Origin of the sequence: Auraticoccus monumenti (genome assembly GCF_900101785.1) — a bacterium.
Classification (GTDB): Bacteria; Actinomycetota; Actinomycetes; order Propionibacteriales; family Propionibacteriaceae; genus Auraticoccus; species Auraticoccus monumenti.
In genome coordinates, this window is the sequence record NZ_LT629688.1 from 3,900,974 (window position 1) to 3,917,465 (window position 16,492).

The 16,492-nt window shown below is 73.4% G+C and carries 16 protein-coding genes and 1 tRNA gene; 1 reads left to right on the forward strand and 16 read right to left on the reverse strand.

Going from position 1 to position 16,492, the window contains the following annotated elements; all coding sequences use genetic code 11:
• Positions 1-25: 25 nt before the first annotated feature.
• Complete coding sequence (locus tag BLT52_RS18040; protein WP_197679099.1) at positions 26-1,270, reverse strand: branched-chain amino acid ABC transporter substrate-binding protein; 1,245 nt, start codon at positions 1,268-1,270, stop codon at positions 26-28.
• Positions 1,271-1,571: 301 nt separating this feature from the next.
• A complete protein-coding gene (locus tag BLT52_RS18045; protein WP_090595463.1) occupies positions 1,572-2,210 on the reverse strand; it encodes an ANTAR domain-containing response regulator in 639 nt (212 codons plus the stop codon).
• 127 nt (positions 2,211-2,337) lie between these two features.
• On the opposite strand from BLT52_RS18045, the gene BLT52_RS18050 reads away from it, so the two are divergent.
• Positions 2,338-2,420, forward strand: a tRNA-Leu gene (locus BLT52_RS18050).
• Positions 2,421-2,487: 67 nt separating this feature from the next.
• Here BLT52_RS18050 and pyk read toward each other — a convergent pair.
• From pyk to murD, 14 genes are all read right to left on the reverse strand, one after another.
• Positions 2,488-3,906 carry a pyruvate kinase gene (gene pyk / locus BLT52_RS18055; protein ID WP_090595464.1) on the reverse strand — a complete coding sequence of 473 codons (1,419 nt, stop codon included), beginning with the start codon at positions 3,904-3,906 and terminating at the stop codon, positions 2,488-2,490.
• A 124-nt stretch (positions 3,907-4,030) separates the two neighbouring features.
• On the reverse strand, positions 4,031-4,951 hold the full coding sequence (locus BLT52_RS18060; protein ID WP_090595466.1) for an RluA family pseudouridine synthase: 921 nt from the start codon (positions 4,949-4,951) through the stop codon (positions 4,031-4,033).
• Complete coding sequence (gene lspA / locus BLT52_RS18065) at positions 4,948-5,478, reverse strand: signal peptidase II (protein WP_231946381.1); 531 nt, start codon at positions 5,476-5,478, stop codon at positions 4,948-4,950. Before lspA ends, BLT52_RS18060 begins: the two co-directional genes overlap by 4 nt.
• A 41-nt stretch (positions 5,479-5,519) precedes the next feature.
• On the reverse strand, positions 5,520-5,978 hold the full coding sequence (locus tag BLT52_RS18070; protein ID WP_090595467.1) for a TraR/DksA family transcriptional regulator: 459 nt from the start codon (positions 5,976-5,978) through the stop codon (positions 5,520-5,522).
• 230 nt (positions 5,979-6,208) lie between these two features.
• Positions 6,209-7,090, reverse strand: a complete 882-nt coding sequence (locus BLT52_RS18075) for a DivIVA domain-containing protein (RefSeq protein ID WP_090595469.1) — start codon at positions 7,088-7,090, stop codon at positions 6,209-6,211.
• Between the two features lie 144 nt (positions 7,091-7,234).
• The gene (locus BLT52_RS18080) at positions 7,235-7,531 is read right to left on the reverse strand and encodes a YggT family protein (RefSeq protein ID WP_197679100.1); all 297 of its coding nucleotides are present in this window, start codon (positions 7,529-7,531) and stop codon (positions 7,235-7,237) included.
• Between the two features lie 42 nt (positions 7,532-7,573).
• The gene (locus tag BLT52_RS18085; RefSeq protein ID WP_090595470.1) at positions 7,574-8,089 is read right to left on the reverse strand and encodes a cell division protein SepF; all 516 of its coding nucleotides are present in this window, start codon (positions 8,087-8,089) and stop codon (positions 7,574-7,576) included.
• 113 nt (positions 8,090-8,202) lie between these two features.
• The gene (locus tag BLT52_RS18090) at positions 8,203-8,973 is read right to left on the reverse strand and encodes a laccase domain-containing protein (protein ID WP_090595472.1); all 771 of its coding nucleotides are present in this window, start codon (positions 8,971-8,973) and stop codon (positions 8,203-8,205) included.
• Positions 8,974-10,182, reverse strand: coding sequence for a cell division protein FtsZ (gene ftsZ / locus BLT52_RS18095; RefSeq protein ID WP_090595474.1), 1,209 nt, complete (start codon positions 10,180-10,182; stop codon positions 8,974-8,976).
• Between the two features lie 227 nt (positions 10,183-10,409).
• Positions 10,410-11,156, reverse strand: a complete 747-nt coding sequence (locus tag BLT52_RS18100; protein WP_090595475.1) for a cell division protein FtsQ/DivIB — start codon at positions 11,154-11,156, stop codon at positions 10,410-10,412.
• Positions 11,156-12,589: a UDP-N-acetylmuramate--L-alanine ligase gene (gene murC / locus BLT52_RS18105; protein ID WP_090595476.1), complete on the reverse strand. Its 1,434-nt coding sequence runs from the start codon at positions 12,587-12,589 to the stop codon at positions 11,156-11,158. Before murC ends, BLT52_RS18100 begins: the two co-directional genes overlap by 1 nt.
• Entirely contained in the window at positions 12,586-13,683 is a 1,098-nt protein-coding gene (gene murG, locus BLT52_RS18110) for an undecaprenyldiphospho-muramoylpentapeptide beta-N-acetylglucosaminyltransferase (RefSeq protein WP_090595478.1), read from the reverse strand. The genes murC and murG overlap by 4 nt, the downstream gene beginning before the upstream one ends.
• A gap of 29 nt (positions 13,684-13,712) precedes the next feature.
• Positions 13,713-14,984 (reverse strand): putative lipid II flippase FtsW, encoded by a 1,272-nt coding sequence (ftsW, locus tag BLT52_RS18115; protein WP_197679101.1) that lies wholly within the window; start codon positions 14,982-14,984, stop codon positions 13,713-13,715.
• Between the two features lie 2 nt (positions 14,985-14,986).
• Positions 14,987-16,462: a UDP-N-acetylmuramoyl-L-alanine--D-glutamate ligase gene (gene murD / locus BLT52_RS18120; protein ID WP_090595479.1), complete on the reverse strand. Its 1,476-nt coding sequence runs from the start codon at positions 16,460-16,462 to the stop codon at positions 14,987-14,989.
• Positions 16,463-16,492 lie beyond the last annotated feature (30 nt).

Consider the following 16,492-nt stretch of genomic DNA (forward strand, 5'->3'; position numbering starts at 1 on the left):
CCCACGGATGGCTAGCGGTAGGAGATCATCCCTGGAACTCGTCGGTCACCAGGGGCGCCCAGGCGCCGTCGGTGACCTCGTAGACCGTCAGCACGCGCGTGGTGGCGTCACCGAACTCGTCGAAGGCGACCTCACCGCTGGCGCCGGAGAAGGACACGCTGGCCATGGCGTCGACGGTGGCCTGACGGGCGTCCTCGGCGGTCTCGGCCTCGGGCAGGGACACCTTGAGGGCCTCGATCACGGCCTGCGCCGCGTCGTAGGCGTAGGGACCGTAGGCGGCGTAGGGGTCGGCGAAGTTGGCGGCCTCGTAGGCGGCGACGAACTCCTGCGCCGACTCCAGGTCCTCGGTCGGGGCACCGACGGAGGTCGCGAGGTCACCCTCGGACCCGTCACCGGCGAGCTCGACGTAGGTGGGGTCGTACATGCCGTCCCCACCCATCAGCGGCACGTCGAGACCGGCCGCCTTCATCTGCTGGGAGAGCGGGCCGGACTGCGGGTACTCACCGCCGTAGTAGACCGCGTCCGGCTCGCCGCTGGAGACGGCGCTGATCACGGCGGAGAAGTTGGTGTCGTCGGGGTTGATGGTCTCGGCGGCGACGACCTCACCACCCAGGCTCTCGAACTCGGCGGCGAAGGCCTCGACCAGACCCTGGCCGTAGGCCTTCTTGTCGTGGATGGTGGCGACCTTGGTGATGCCGGCGGTCTCGTACAGGTACTGGGCCGCGAAGGGGCCCTGGACCGCGTCGGTGGTGCAGGTGCGGAAGTAGGTCTCGTACGGACGCTCCGGGGCGGTGTCGAACTCCGCGCCGCGGGTCAGCGCCGGGCTGGTGTTGGCCGGCGAGACCTGCACGATGCTGGCGGCGTCGAAGACGGGCTGGATGGCCTGCCCGACCGAGGAGTTCAGCGGGCCGACCATGCCCACCACGTCGGAGTCCGACGACAGCGAGGTCGCCGCGTTGCGCCCGGGGTCGGGCTGACCCTGGTCGTCCTCGGCCTGGACCTCGAGCTCCCAGCCCGGGATGGCCCCGGACTCGTTGGCCTGCTGGACCGCGAGCTCGACGGAGTGCTGGATGCCCAGACCCAGGGGGGCGAGCGGACCGCTGAGGGGTGCCACGACACCGATGACGGCGGTCTTGGTCTCGGCGCCACCGCCACCCTCGCCGCCGCCTCCGCCGCCGCCGCCTTCCTCAGCACGGGTACCACAGGCCGACATCGCCATCGTGGCCGCGAGCAGGGTGGCCCCTGCGATGATCATGCGGTTCTTGCGCACGCTTCCTCCTGAAAAGTCATGGTCGACCGGCCTGGAGCCGTCGGCTCCGCGAGTCGAGCCGAACACTACGCCCGGGGATCCTCCGGTGGTGGGCGCCGAACACGCTCGTTGCCACTTCGTTATGCGCCTGGTTCCGCACGGTTCCCGGCGCAACACGACCGCAACACGAGGATCTGCAGGAGGGTGCCCCGCTGCGGTCGGCTCAGCGGACGCGGGAGGCACCCCGGGACGCGCGAGGGCCCGCCGCGGTCATCTCGGGACCGGGGCGGGCCGTCGCGGAGGAGGACCGAGGGAGCAGGACTCAGCGGGTGGGCCGCTTGATGGTGGAGGCCTTGTTGGTCTTCGCGTGCTCGATGACCCCCTCGGCCACCTCCCGCATCGACTTCCGCAGGTCCATCGCGGTCTTCTGGATCCACCGGAACGCCTCCGGCTCGCTCAGCCCGAGCCCGGTCTGCAGCAGCCCCTTGGCCTGGTCGACGGCCTTGCGCGACTCCAGCCGCTCGGTCAGGTCGGCGACCTCGGCCTCGATGGCCTTGATCTCGGCGAAGCGGCCGAGGGCGATCTCGATGGCCGGGACCACGTCGGAGGCCTCGAACGGCTTGACCACGTAGGCCATGGCGCCGGCCTGGCGGGCGCGCTCGACCAGCTCGCGCTGGCTGAAGGCGGTCAGCATCACCACGGGGGCGATGCGCTCCTCGGCGATGACCTGGGCGGCGGTGATGCCGTCCATCTTGGGCATCTGCACGTCCATCACGACCAGGTCGGGCACGAGCTCCTGCGCCATCGCGACGGCCTGCTCGCCGTCGGCGGCCTCGCCGACGACCTCGTAGCCCTCCTCGGTGAGCAGCTCGACGAGGTCCAGCCGGATCAGCGCCTCGTCCTCGGCCACCAGGACCCGGGGCTTCGTCGCGACCTGCGCCTCGGTGCTCTTCTCAGTCATGCTGCCTCGCTGTCGTCCTGCTCTGCTGGTGCCCGGGTGGTCCACCGGGTGCCACCGTACCGCTCCGCGCCCCGCCGCCGCTGGCGCGACAGCCGCCGCGGGCGTGGCTACGATGGTCGACGCCCTGGCCGGGCTGGCGGAACGGTAGACGCGGGCGACTCAAAATCGTCTGTCCGGAAGGACGTAGGGGTTCGAGTCCCCTGCCCGGTACGCAGCACGACGGCCCGACCCCTCCCGGGGTCGGGCCGTCGTCGTGTCAGCGGGCGGAGGGCTCAGCTCACTTGAGCGGGCCGCCGATGCGCCGGACCCGGACCATGTTGGTGGTGCCGGAGGCGCCCATCGGGGTGCCGGCCACGATGACCACCAGCTCGCCCTTCTCGGCCAGGCCGAGACGCTCCAGCTCCTCGTCGCACTGCACGATCATCTCGTCGGTGTTGGCCACGGTGTCGACCTTGTAGGACTGGATGCCCCAGCTGAGGGTCAGCCACTGCTGGGTCTCGGCCTCGGGGGTGAAGGCCACCACCGGGATCGAGGAGCGCAGCCGGGACAGCCGGCGGGCGGAGTCCCCGGACTGGGTGCAGGCCACCAGGTACTTGGCGCCGATCCGCTCGGCCACCTCGGCGGCGGCCTTGGCGATCACGCCGCCGGTGCTGTGGGGGTTCCAGTCGATCGCGGTGATCTGGTGCAGACCGTGCTGCTCGGTGTTGTCGACGATCCGGGCCATGGTCTGGACGGTGACGATCGGGTACTGCCCGACGCTGGTCTCGCCGGACAGCATCACCGCGTCGGCGCCGTCGAGCACCGCGTTGGCCACGTCGGAGGCCTCGGCCCGGGTCGGGCGGGGAGCGGAGATCATCGACTCGAGCATCTGGGTGGCCACGATGACCGGCTTGGCCCAGCGGCGGGCGGCGCTGACGATCTGCTTCTGGACCAGCGGCACCTCCTCCAGCGGGAGCTCCACGCCGAGGTCGCCGCGGGCCACCATGAAGGCGTCGAAGGCGTCGATGATCTCGTCGAGGTTCTCCACCGCCTGCGGCTTCTCGATCTTGGCGATGATCGGGACGTGGCGACCCTCCTCGTCCATGATCGCCCGGACGGCGTCGGCGTCGCTGGCCGAGCGGACGAAGGACAGCGCGACCATGTCGCAGCCGTTGCGCAGGGCCCAGCGCAGGTCGTCGATGTCCTTCTCGCTCATGGCGGGCACGCTGACCGCCACACCGGGGAGGTTGATGCCCTTGTTGTTGCTCACCGGGCCGCCGACGACGACGCGGGTGATCACGTCGGTGGCGGTCACCTCCTCGGCCTGGAGGGTCAGCCGGCCGTCGTCGATCAGGATCCGGTCACCGGGGGTGAGGTCGCCCGGCAGACCCTTGTAGGTGGTGGAGCAGCGCTCGGCGGTGCCGGCCACGTCGTCGGTGGTGATGACGAAGCGGGCGCCGTAGGCGAGGTCGGCCTTGCCCTCGGCGAAGCGGCCCAGCCGGATCTTCGGTCCCTGCAGGTCCGCCAGCACCCCCACCGGTCGACCAGCCGCCGCGGCAGCGGCTCTGACGTTGGTCAGCCGCTCCTCGTGGTCGGGGTGGTCGCCGTGGCTCATGTTCATCCGGGCGACGTCCATGCCGGCCTCGACCAGCTCCTTCAGACGCTCGGGGGACGACGTCGCCGGCCCGAGCGTGCACACGATCTTTGCTCTACGCACAGCCCCGACCCTAATCGGTCCGGCGGCCTCCCGACGCCACCGGCGGAGGTGCGGTCCACCAGCCGGGACCCCGACCAGACCACTTCGGCTGGTGGGTCCAGACCAATGTGGCGCTGGGCTCGCCTCAGCCGGCGCGGAGCCGGTCGAGGGCCTGCTGCAGGTCCTCGGGGTAGTCGGAGGAGAAGGTCGCCCAGTCCCCCGTGCCCGGGTGCCAGAACCCGAGCCGGGTGGCGTGCAGCCACTGCCGCTCCAGCCCCAGCCGGGCGGCGAGCACCGGGTCGCCGCCGTAGAGCGGGTCGCCGACGCAGGGGTGCCGGACGGCCTGCATGTGCACCCGGATCTGGTGCGTGCGGCCGGTCTCGAGGTGGATCTCGAGCAGCGTCGCGGCCGCGTGCGCCTCGAGGGTCGCGTAGTGGGTGACCGAGTGCCGGCCGCCGTCGATGATCGCCATCTTCCAGTCGTGGCCGGGGTGGCGGGCGATCGGGGCGTCGATGGTGCCGGTGAACGGGTCGGGGTGGCCCTGCACCAGCGCGTGGTAGACCTTCTCCACCGTCCGCTCCCGGAACGCGCGCTTGAGCACGGTGTAGGCGTGCTCGCTCTTGGCCACCACCATCAGCCCGGACGTGCCGACGTCCAGACGCTGCACGATCCCCTGCCGCTCCGGCGCCCCGGAGGTGGAGATGCCGAAACCGGCCCCGGCCAGGTGCTCCACCACCGACGGGCCGTCCCAGCCCTGGGTGGGGTGCGCGGCCACCCCGACCGGCTTGTCCACCACCACCACGTCGGCGTCGTCGTGCACGATGCGGACCCCGGCCACGGTCTGCGGCACCACCGTCACCGACCTCGGCGCGTCGGGGAGGGTCACCTCCAACATGGCCCCGCCGGTCACCTGGTCGGACTTGCTCACCGAGCGGCCCTCGAGCAGCACCGCGCCCTCGGCGATCAGGTCCGCGACCTGGCTCCGCGAGAGCCCGAGCATCCGGGCCGCCGCGGCGTCGACCCGCTGCCCGTCCAGGCCGTCGGGCACCAGCAGCACGCGGTTCACGACCGCCCCTCCTCGACCGGCACCTCGCCGGCCAGGGTGGCGTGGCCGAACAGCGAGATCCAGCCGATCAGCACCGCGGCGGCGGTGACGCAGACGTCGGCCACGTTGAAGATGGCGGGGAAGTAGGGCAGGACCAGGAAGTCGACGACGTGCCCGTGCAGCACGGCCGGGGGCCGCACCAGCCGGTCGGTCAGGTTGCCGCAGACCCCGGCGCAGAGCAGGCCCAGGGCCAGCGCCCAGCCCCGGTGCCGCACCCGCGGGGCCAGCACCACCAGCACGCCCACCAGCACCACCAGGGAGAGCAGGCTGAACACGATGGTCAGGTCCTGGCCCATCCCGAAGGCGGCGCCGGAGTTGAAGATCAGCCGCAGCGTCAGCAGCCCACCCAGCAGCCGGACCGGCTCGTCGGGCTGCAGCCGGGCGAGCACCAGCTGCTTGGTGAGCTGGTCGGCGGCGAAGCCGACGACCAGAACGACCCCGAGCAGCAGCCGGGCCGTCCGAGCGCTGACCCGGCCGCGTGCCGGCACCGGTGCCGCCGAGGGCTCGACGTCCCCCGCCGGGGTGGAGGTCAGCGCCGCTCCTCGCGCTGCTTGCAGGTGACGCACAGGTTGGCCCGCGGGAACACCTGCAGACGCCCCTTGCCGATGGCCTGGCCGCAGTTCTCGCAGGCCCCGTAGTGCCCGGTGCGGATGGCGCGCAGGGCCGACTGGCTCTGCTCGAGCATCTCCCGGGCGCTGTGCACCAGGGACATCTCCTGGTCGCGCTCGAAGTTGTTGGAGCCGACGTCGGCCGGGTCCCGGCCCGCCCCGTCGGTGCCGTCGCGGAGGTCGGCCAGCTCGTGCTCGGCCACCGCGATGGCGGTCTGCTGCTTGGTGATGTCGGCGAACAGCTCGTCGATCACCTCGTCGACGTCGGCGCGGGTCCACGCCTCCTCGCCCTCACGGAAGGGAAGGGCGTCCGGGTCGACGGTCTCGCGCCACGACGTGTCCTCGGGTGCGGCGCCCGCACCCTGCTTGGCAGAGCTCACTGCCGCCTCCTGAAGTGGGTCCCCGACCCCTCGAGGTGACGAGAGGTCCGGCTGAGAGTACACGACAGCCGCAACCCAGAGGTCGGAGCGGGAGAACGGTCCCCCGGCGGTGGAGGTGCCCGCCCCTGGGGCCTGGCTGCCGGTGGGCACGGAGCAGCCCAGGGCCCCACCGGAGTGGGGCCCTGGGCCCCGTGGTCGTGCGGGGGTGCCGGGCCGGTGGCCCGGCGGCGTCAGCCGTTGTCGCGGATCAGCGCGTCCAGCCGCGGGGTGCTGGACTGGTCGTGGCCGCGGCGGCCGGCCGGGGTCTGCTCGTCGCCCTCGTCCTCCAGCAGCGCCGGGGTGCTGGCCGGGCGGCTGCTGCCGTTCTTGAGGGCGCTGAGCTGCTCCTCCAGCTGGGTGGTGAAGGAACGGCGGTACTCGGCCTCGAAGTCGGCCAGCTCGCGGACCGCGGCCTGCAGGCCGTCGCGCTGCTGCTCCAGCTGGGTGAACAGCGTGCTGCGGCGCTCCTCGACCTGGCGGTCGACCTCGCTCGCCTTCGCGGCGGCCTCGTTGCGGAGGCGCTCGGCGTTGACGCGGGCCTCGGACTCGACGCGCTCGGCCTTGGTGCGGGCGTCGGTGGTGATCTCGTGGGCCTCGCGGCGGGCGCTCTCCACGGTCTCCTTGGCCCCGGCCGCAGCCTCGGCCATCCAGCGCTCGGCGTCCTCGGCGGCGTTCTGGACGATCTTGGCCGCCCACGGGCTGGCGTCGGCCGGCGTGCGCACCACGACCTGCTGGGGCCCGGTGCCGACGGTGACGCTGGTGCCGTCCTCGTCCTCGTCCTCGGCGGGGGCGGCGGCCTCAGGGGCCGGGGCCGCGGCGGCGGGGGCCTGCTGCTTGGCCGGGGGCTGCTGCCGGACGGTGTCGTCGGCCCCGTCCTCGTCGGAGAGGGGGGCGTCGCCCTGGGAGGACTTCAGCGCCTCGATCTGGCGCTTGAGCATCTGGTTCTCCTCCACGAGCTGCGCGAAGGACGCCTCGACGCGGTCGACGAAGAGATCGACGTCGGTCACCTCGTACCCGGCACGTCGCGCCATGTGGAACTTGGTGTTGCGGACTTCGTCCAGCGTCAGGGTCATCTCTCACCTCGGGGTCGATGGCGTGCCGTGGGGGACTGGCACGTGGATCTGCGGGCCGTGGCCCGGACTCTGGCGACCATACCCAACAGCGACCGTGGATGCACTCCACCGGGCGCCCTCCGGACGGGTCCGTCTGCGGGCGCGTCAGTAGGACAGCAGCAGGGCGCGGTTGAGCTGTGTGGCCAGCAGCACCAGGAGCCAGAGGACGATGAAGGAGAGGTCGAGAGCCACCTGCCCCACGCGCAGCGGGGGGATGAACCGACGCAGGAAGCGCAGCGGCGGATCGGTCAGGGTGTAGACCAGCTCGGCGACCACGAGCACCGGTCCGCGGGGCTCCCACTGCGGGCTGAACATGGGCACCCAGCTCAGCACCAACCTGGCCAGCAGGACGATCGAGTAGATGCCCAGCACCCAGCTGATGACGATTCCGAGCAGGACCACGGGGCGGCCGACCTCTCTCCCGGGCGACCGGGGGTGTGGGCGTCAGCTCTGGTTGTAGAACCCGCCGACGATGCGTTCCTTGTCCTCCGCCGTCACGTTGACGTTGGGCGGGGACAGCAGGAACACCTTGCTGGTGACTCTCTCGATGGTGCCACGGAGGCCAAAGATCAGGCCAGCCGCGAAGTCGACGAGACGCTTGGCGTCCACGTCCTCCATCTCGGAGAGGTTCATGATGACCGGCACGCCGTCGCGGAAGTGCTCGCCGATGGTGCGGGCCTCGTTGTACGTGCGCGGGTGCACGGTGATGATCCGGGTCATGTCAGCCTCGCGGGGAGCCGTGGCGGGAGGAGTCGTGAGGGCAGTCGCGGCGACGGCGTCGGGGCGGCTGGGCAGCCGGGTGGAGAGGTCGGTCACCCTGGCGGGCTCCCGGTTCTCCGGGGCCGCGGCGGGGACGTCGGTGGTGAGCTCGTCGTCGGCCTCGTCCCAACGGTCGTCGGCGTAGCGGTCGTTCGAGACGAACCCCAACCACTCTGCTGCGCGCATCATCCGGCCTGCCATCGCCCTGCCTCTCCCGATCGACTCCTGCGTCGTCGAGCCTAGCGCCACCACCGCCTCCCCCCGAGCAGGCGACGGCCCGACACGCGGGGCGCCCGGGCCGTCGGGGAGGACGGTCAGGTGACCCAGACCAGACCGGCGAGCCGCCCGCTGCGGGCGCCGTCGCGGCGGTGGCTGTGCAGGTCGGGGTCGGTGCGGGTGCAGCCACCGACCCGGCGGACCGCCACGCCCTCGGCGGTCAGCTGCGCCGCCGCGGCCGCGCCCAGGTCGAGCGAGGGCGTCCCCCAGGAGGTCTCGGCCGCCAGCGCGGGCAGGGCGGCGACGGCCTCCACCTGCATCGTGGCGGGGACCTCGTAGCACGCGGCGCAGACGTGCGGGCCGATCCAGGCGGTCAGCGCCCCGGCCCCCAGGGCGCGTAGGGCGGCCGCCGCAGCGGGCAGCACCCCGGCCAGCAGGCCGACGCGGCCGGCGTGCACGGCCCCGACCGCACCGGTCACCGGGTCGGCCAGGAGCACCGGCAGGCAGTCGGCGACCCGGACGCAGAGCGCGACCGGCCCGACCGCTGACAGGTCGGGGGCGACCAGGGCGTCGACCACCGGGAGCCGCGCCTGGCCGGGGACGGAGTCCCCCAGGTGGCCCTGCTCGGGCCAGGCGGCCGCGTCGTCGGGGGTGACCAGGTGGACGTCCGGCCCGTGCACCTGGTGCATGGCCACCACCCGGCGCAGACCGAGCCGGCGCCGCACCCGGTCGAAGTTCTCCCGGGCGCTGGCCGGGTCGGCGTCGGTGCGGCCGAGGTCGAGGCTGCCCTGCGGGCCCGTCGTCACTCCCCCGTGCCGGTCGGTGAAGGCGACCCGGACCCGGCCGAGGGACTCAGTGGTGCGGAGCACTCACTTGAGGAAGTCGGGCACGTCCAGGTCGTCCTCGCCGGCCGGCGGGATCGAGGAGGGACGCTGCTGCGGGGCCGGGGCGCTGGGGGCCGGCTGGCTGGGCGGCTGGGAGCCCTGCGCCGGCTGGAAGGCGCCCTGTCCGGCGGGCGCCTGCGCCGGGGCGCTGGCCGGGGACGTCGGGCGGTGCACCGGGGCCTGCGGGCTGGGACGCACGTCGGCGCTGCGGGTCACGCCCTGCTGACGGCGCGGCGGCAGCGAACCGCCCTCGGCGAACCCGGCCGCGATCACGGTCACCTTGACCTCGTCCCCCAGGGCGTCGTCGATCACCGTGCCGAAGATGATGTTGGCGTCGTCGTGGGCCGCCGCCTCGATCAGGTTGGCGGCCGCGGAGACCTCGAACAGACCCAGGTCCGAGCCGCCGGCGATCGAGAGCAGGACGCCCTGGGCGCCGTCGATGCTGGCCTCGAGCAGCGGGGACGACACCGCGGCCTCGGCGGCCACCCGGGCGCGGTCCTCGCCCCGGGCCTGCCCGATGCCCATCAGGGCCGAGCCGGCGTTGGACATGACCGACTTCACGTCGGCGAAGTCGAGGTTGATCAGACCGGGCGTGGTGATCAGGTCGGTGATGCCCGAGACACCCTGCATCAGCACCTGGTCGGCCTGCTTGAAGGCGTCCAGGATGGCGACCTGGTGGTCGGTCATCTGCAGCAGCTTGTCGTTGGGGATGACGATGAGGGTGTCGACCTCCTCACGCAGCCGGGCGATGCCGTCCTCGGCCTGCTTGGACCGGCGGCGCCCCTCGAAGCCGAAGGGCCGGGTGACCACGCCGATGGTCAGCGCGCCGAGGGCGCGGGAGATGCGGGCCACCACGGGGGCCGCTCCGGTCCCGGTGCCGCCTCCCTCGCCAGCGGTGACGAAGACCATGTCAGCGCCCTTGAGGGTGTTCTCCAGCTCCTCGGCGTTGTCCTCGGCAGCCTGGCGACCCTTGTCGGGGTCGGCCCCGGCACCGAGGCCGCGGGTCAGCTCGCGGCCGATGTCGACCTTCACGTCGGCATCACTCATCAGCATCGCCTGCGCGTCGGTGTTGACCGCGATGAACTCGACCCCCCGCAACCCGGCCTCGATCATGCGGTTCACGGCGTTCACGCCGCCACCACCCACACCCACGACCTTGATGATCGCGAGGTAGTTCTGCGAAGGGTTCGACATCAGGCAACCGCCTCTTTCTTCTGGGCACCACTGGACTGCACGGACTCGACTGCGGGGCCGGGCACGACCTCGGACGGGCGGGGAAGGGACCGGGCGGCGCGGCGTTGCTCAGGCTATGAGAGGCCCCCGAGGCACGTCCAAGTTTGACCCCCGACTCGCCGGATCGGTCTCAAGGTGAGGTTCAGGGTTAGGTCGGGCCCCGTCCGGGCGCCTCTGGGTCACCGTGATCAGCGGATGGTGGGGTGCGAGGGGACGCTGACGTCGTAGGTCGTGGCCTCCTGCTCCAGCAGCACCAGCGCCACCTCGGCCTTGAGGTCGGAGTCCTCCGCGCTGCCCCACTCCAGCACCCGGTCCCCGGTCAGGGCGAGCTCGATGGTGTCGGCGGAGTCGGTGCTGACCGACTCCACCTGCTCGCGCAGCCCCGGGGAGAGGGCGGTGGCCACCGTGGCCAGGTCCACCATCAGCTCGGTGCGCTCGTCGGCCGGCATCCCCCCGCTGCCGCGCAGCTCGGCCCGGACCACGCCGTCGGGGACGTCGTCGACGGTGGTGTAGGCGACCCCGGCGGCGTCCACCAGCGCGTAGCCTCCGGCGGTCCCGGTGGCCAGCACCGGCGTCCGCTCCCCCACCTCGATCCGCACCGTGCTCGGCCAGGACCGGGTGACCGTCACCTCCCGCACCGGGAGCAGCGCGGCGACCCGGGACTCGACGGCGCCGGTGTCCACCCGGGCCAGCGGGCGACCCAGCGGCACGGCCGCGGCGGCGGTGACCTCGTCGGCGTCCAGCACCGAGGCGCCCTCCACCTCCACACTCGTGGCGGCGAGCACCGAGGACCAGCCGACGAGCCAGGTCAGACCACCCGCGACCGCCAGCAGCAGCACCAGCACCACCCCGGCACGCAGCCGTCGGCGGCGACGGCGGCGGGTGCGCAGGGCGAGGGCGGGACGGGCGTCGGCCAGGGACGAGCGCGAGGGCATCAGCCGGCGTCCTCCCCGCCGGCCAGGACGGCAGCGAGCTCGCGGGCCACGGTCGTCACGTCACCGGCCCCGACGGTCATCACCAGGTCCCCGGGTCGGGCCAGCGCGGCGAGGGTGGCTGCCACCTCGGCGCGCGGGACCCAGTGCACGTGCTCGGCGCCCAGCCGACGGGCGCTGGCCTGCTCGACCAGGGCCGTGGTCACCCCCGGGATCGGCTCCTCGCGGGCGGGGTAGATGTCGAGCAGCACCAGCTCGTCGGCCAGCGCCAGGGCGGCCCCGAAGTCGTCGGCGAAGTCGCGGGTCCGGGTGAACAGGTGCGGCTGGAAGCAGACCAGCAGCCGGCCGGGCCCGGCGGCGGCGCGACCGGCGGCCAGGGCGGCGCGGACCTTGGTCGGGTGGTGGGCGTAGTCGTCCACCACGAGCACCCCCCCGACCTCAGCCACCCGCTCGAAGCGGCGCGAGGTCCCGGCGAAGGCCGCCAGCCCGGCCAGCGCGGTGGCGGAGTCGACCCCGAGCAGCCGGGCGACGGCGTAGACCGCGGCGGCGTCCAGGGCGTTGTGGTGACCGGGAGCGGCCACCACCAGCTCCCCCTCCTCGTTGCCCCGCCAGACCAGGTGGGCGCGGGTGGAGCGGGCGTCGACGACCACGTCGGAGAGGACCAGGTCGGCCAGCGGGGACTCCCCGTAGAGCACCAGCTCCGGGCCGTCGTCGCCCAGCTCCGAGACCCGGTCCGCCAGCGCAGCGGCACCGGGGTCGTCGGCGCAGAGCACCACGGCCTGGACCCCGGGGGCGGTGACGAAGCGTCGGAAGCCGTCGCGGTAGGCCTCCTCGGTGCCCCAGTTGTCGAGGTGGTCGGCCTCGACGTTGGTCACCACCACGACCTCGGCCGGGTACTGCAGGAAGGAGCCGTCGCTCTCGTCGGCCTCGATCACCAGGTGCTCGCCGGCGCCGAGGGCGGCGCTGGTCCCGGTCTGCTGCAGGGGGGCACCGACCACGTAGCTGGGGTCGAGGCCGGCGTGCACCAAGGTGGTGGCCAGCATCGCCGAGGTGGTCGTCTTGCCCGCCGTGCCCGCGACCGCGATCCCGCGGCGGCCCAGCACCAGGGCCCCCAGCGCGGCGCTGCGGTGCCACACCCGCAGCCCGCGGCGCCGGGCCTCCACCAGCTCGGGGTTGTCCACGGCGATGGCGCTGGAGACCACCACCGTGTCGGCCCCGCCCAGCTGCTCGGCCGCATGGCCGACGTGCACGCGCACGCCGCGGTCGGCCAGCTGCTGCAGCACCGGGGAGTCGGCGCGGTCGCTACCGCTGACCCGCACCCCGAGGTCGGCGTAGAGGGCGGCGACCCCGCTCATGCCGGCCCCGCCGACGGCGATCAGGTGGACGTCGCCGAGCTCGGTCACGGGGACGAGCTCGACCGGTTCGTGCAGCGTCACGACCGGCTCCCGGCGGCCCGCAGCACCTGCTCGGCCAGCCTCCTGGCGGCGTCGCGCGGCACCAGCCCGCGCGCCCGGGCCGACATCTCGGCCAGCCGGGCCGGGTCGAGCACCAGCGGGGCGATCTCGCTCAGCACCCGGCTGCCGGACAGCTCGGCGTCGGGCACCACCCGGACCGCGCCGGCGGTCCTCAGGGCGTCGGCGTTGCGCTCCTGCTCACCGTTGCCGTGCGGGAGCGGCACGAACACCCCGGGCAGACCGACCATGGCGGTCTCGATCACGGTGCCGGCCCCGGAGCGTCCGAGCATCAGGTCGGCGGCGGCGTAGGCCTGCTCCATCGCGTCCACGTAGGCCACCGGGCGGTAGCAGGCACCACCGGGGTGGTCCACCGCGACCACGTCGTCGGCCACGTTGCCCCGCCCGAGCACGTGCAGCACCGAGACGCCCTGCTCGAGCAGCTGGGGCAGGGCGTCGCGGACGGCGGTGTTGATGCTGCGGGCACCCAGGGACCCGCCGCTGACCAGCAGCACCCGACCGCCGGCGGGGAGCCCGAAGGCCTCGCGGGCGGCGGGGCGGGCCGCCTCGCGGTCCAGCCCGGAGACCGCCTCGCGCACCGGCAGGCCGAGGTGCACCGCACCGGGCAGGGCGGTGCCGGGGAAGGAGGTGAAGACGGAGGAGGTGAACCGGCTGGCCACCCGGTTGGCCAGCCCGGGCAGCACGTTCTGCTCGTGGATGACGATCGGTGTGCGCAGCCGCCGGGCAGCGAGGTAGACCGGCATCGAGACGTAGCCGCCGAACCCGACCACGACGTCGGCGCGGCGCTCCCGCAGGATGGCGGTGGCGGCACGGACCGACCCGGCCAGCCGGGTCGGGACCCGCAGCAGGTCCGGGGTGGGACGGCGGGGCATCGGCACCGGGGGCACCAGGTCGAGCTCGAGACCGGCGGCCGGGACCACGGTCGTCTCCAGCCCGCGCGCGGTGCCGACCGCCGACAGCGAGCCCCCGGGGTCGAGCCGGCGCAGCGCCTCCGCCGTCGCGATCAGCGGTGAGGTGTGGCCGGCGGAGCCCCCACCGGCGAGTACCACGTTCGTCATCCCTGCTCCTGCCTGTGGCCGTGGACGCCTCAGCGTCGACGGCTCCCGATCACCGCGGTCATCCTCGGCCGCGGGCTGCCCCGACGCCGGGCCAGCACCGCCCGGGCGGCCGGCTCGTGACGGGCACAGGCCAGCAGCAGACCGAGGGCAGCCAGGTTGGCCAGCATCGCCGCCCCACCATAGGAGACGAACGGCAGCGGCACGCCCATCACCGGCAGCAGCCGCAGCACCACGCCGAGGTTGATCAGGGCCTGGGCGCTGAACCAGGCGGTGATGCCGGCGGCCAGCATGGAGCAGAAGGTCGAGTCCGAGCGCAGCGCGACCCGCAGCCCCGCGTAGCCCAGCACCATGAAGAGCGCCAGCACGGTCAGGGTGCCCACCAGGCCCATCTCCTCACCGATGATGGCGAAGACGAAGTCGGTGTGGGCCTCGACCAGACCGCCGAACTTCTGCCGGGACTTGCCGAGCCCGAGGCCCCACCAGCCGCCCGAGGCGAGGGCCCACACCCCCAGGGTGGGCTGCATGTTGACGCCCTCCGTGTCCGCCGTCGGGTCCAGGAAGCGGACGAGGCGGAGCATCCGGTTGGGGCTGGTCACCACCATCGCCGCCGCCCCGGCGGCCGCGGCCAGCCCCAGCACCGCGAGCACCCGGATGGGGGTGCCGACCATCCACAGGATGGCCAGCACCATGGCCCCCATCACCACCGCGGTGCCCAGGTCCCCGCCGAGCAGGGTGAGCCCGACCAGCGTCCCCACCATCGGCAGGAAGGGGATGAGGAGGTGGCGGGGCTGGTCCAGCAGCGGCTCCTTGCGGGCCAGCACGTCCGCGCTCCACAGCACGATGGACAGCTTGGCCATCTCCGAGGGCTGGATGTTGAAGAAGGTGAGCCCGGGGATGCTGACCCAGTTGGTGTTGCCGTTGACGTCCACCCCGAGCGGGGTGAAGAGCATCAGCAGCAGGATCACCGAGCCGAACCAGCTCACCCAAGCCAGCACCCGCAGCTGCGGCACCGGCCGGCGCGACAGCACCCACATGCCCACCAGCCCGAGCCCCAGGAACACCACCTGGCGCTTGACGAAGTAGTAGGCGTCGTCGTAGTCGGCCAGACCCAGGACGCTGGAGGCGGAGAGCACCATCATCGTGCCCAGCGCCAGCAGCAGACCGGAGGAGACCAGGATCAGCCAGTAGCTGGCCATCGGGTGGGCCAGGGCCTGGCGGAGGGTGCCGAGGACGCTGCGGCCCTCCTGCCCCGGCGCCCCGGGGCCGTCGGCGGGGCGGGGCGTCGAGGACAGGACGGCCACGCTCAGTCCTCCCCGGGCGTCTCGGGCAGCGCCGCGACGGCGGCGGCGAAGGCGTCCCCGCGGGCGGCGTAGCCGTCGAACATGTCGAGGCTGGCGCAGCCTGGCGCCAGCAGCACGGTGTCGCCGGGGCGGGCCAGCCGTGCCGCTGCTGCCACCGCCTCCGCCATGGCCCCAGTGTCGCTGGCGGCCACCTGGATCACCGGCACATCGGGGGCGTGTCGAGCCAGCGCGCCGGCCACGACCTCGCGGTCCACCCCGAGCAGCACGGCACCCCGCAGCCGGTCGCGGTGGCGGCGGACCAGGTCGTCGAAGGTGGTCCCCTTGGCCTGCCCGCCGGCCACCCAGACCACCGGCTCGAAGGCGGCCAGGCTGGCCTCGGCGGCGTGCGGGTTGGTGGCCTTGGAGTCGTCGACCCAGCGGACCCCGCCCCGCTCGCCCACGGTCTGGATCCGGTGCCCGTCGAGGCGGAGCGCGCGCAGCCCGTCGCGGACGGCGGTGGCCGGCACCCCGAAGGAGCGCGCCAGCGCGGCCGCGGCCAGGGCGTTGGCCACGTTGTGCGGGGCGAACGGCTGGATGTCGCTCAGCTTCGCCAGCTCGAGGGCGGAGTCGTGCCGCTTGTCGATGAAGGCCCGGTCCACGATCAGGTCGTCGACCACGCCGACCATGGACGGTCCCGGGGTGCCGAGGGTGAACCCGATGGCGCGGGCGCCCTCGGTCACGTCGGCCTCCTCCACCATCCGCTCGGTGGTTCGGTCGGCCACGTTGTAGACGCAGGCGTGGGTGACCCGTTCGTAGACCAGCGCCTTGTCGGCGGCGTAGGCGGCCATCGGGTCGGGGCTGGAGGCGTACCACTCCAGGTGGTCGGGCTGCAGGTTGAGCACCGCCGCGGAGTGCATCCGCAGCGAGTGCGACCAGTGCAGCTGGAAGCTGGACAGCTCCACGGCCAGCACGTCGTAGGGCTCGGGGTCGAGCACGGCCTCCATCAGCGGGCGACCGACGTTGCCGAAGGCGCCGGTCCGCAGCCCGGCGGCGCTGAGCATCGACTCCAGCATCTGCACCGTGGTCGTCTTGCCGTTGGTCCCGGTGACCGCCAGCCAGGGCACCGGCTTGCTCGGCCGGCTGAGCCGCCAGGCCAGCTCGACCTCGCCCCACACCGGGATGCCGCGGCGCTCGGCCTCCACCAGCAGCGGGGTGCTGGGCCGCCACCCGGGCGAGGTGACGACCAGGTCGACGTCGTCGGGCAGCGTGGCCGTGCTGCCCGGACCGAGCCGAACGTCGGCGTCCAGGGTCTGCAGCAGGGTGCCGCGCTCGGCGGTGGCCGCGGACTCGGAGTCGTCCACCACCCGCACCGCCGCGCCGAGCTCCAGCAGGGCGTCCGCGGCCGCGAAGCCCGAGGTGCCCAGACCGGCGACCAGGGTCCGCGCCCGCGGCCACGGTGACGACCCGTCGGCCCGGTCGATCCACTCCGCGACACTCACCGGACCCCTCCTCCGTCGGTGACGCTCACC

Bases quoted from the DNA above. Each gene is read 5' to 3' on its own strand.
- BLT52_RS18085 (WP_090595470.1), bottom strand. From the start codon at position 8,089: ATGGCAGGCCGGATGATGCGCGCAGCAGAGTGGTTGGGGTTCGTCTCG.
- BLT52_RS18075 (WP_090595469.1), bottom strand. From the start codon at position 7,090: ATGACCCTGACGCTGGACGAAGTCCGCAACACCAAGTTCCACATGGCG.
- BLT52_RS18045 (WP_090595463.1), bottom strand. From the start codon at position 2,210: ATGACTGAGAAGAGCACCGAGGCGCAGGTCGCGACGAAGCCCCGGGTC.
- murG (WP_090595478.1), bottom strand. From the start codon at position 13,683: ATGACGAACGTGGTACTCGCCGGTGGGGGCTCCGCCGGCCACACCTCA.
- BLT52_RS18100 (WP_090595475.1), bottom strand. From the start codon at position 11,156: ATGCCCTCGCGCTCGTCCCTGGCCGACGCCCGTCCCGCCCTCGCCCTG.
- ftsZ (WP_090595474.1), bottom strand. From the start codon at position 10,182: ATGTCGAACCCTTCGCAGAACTACCTCGCGATCATCAAGGTCGTGGGT.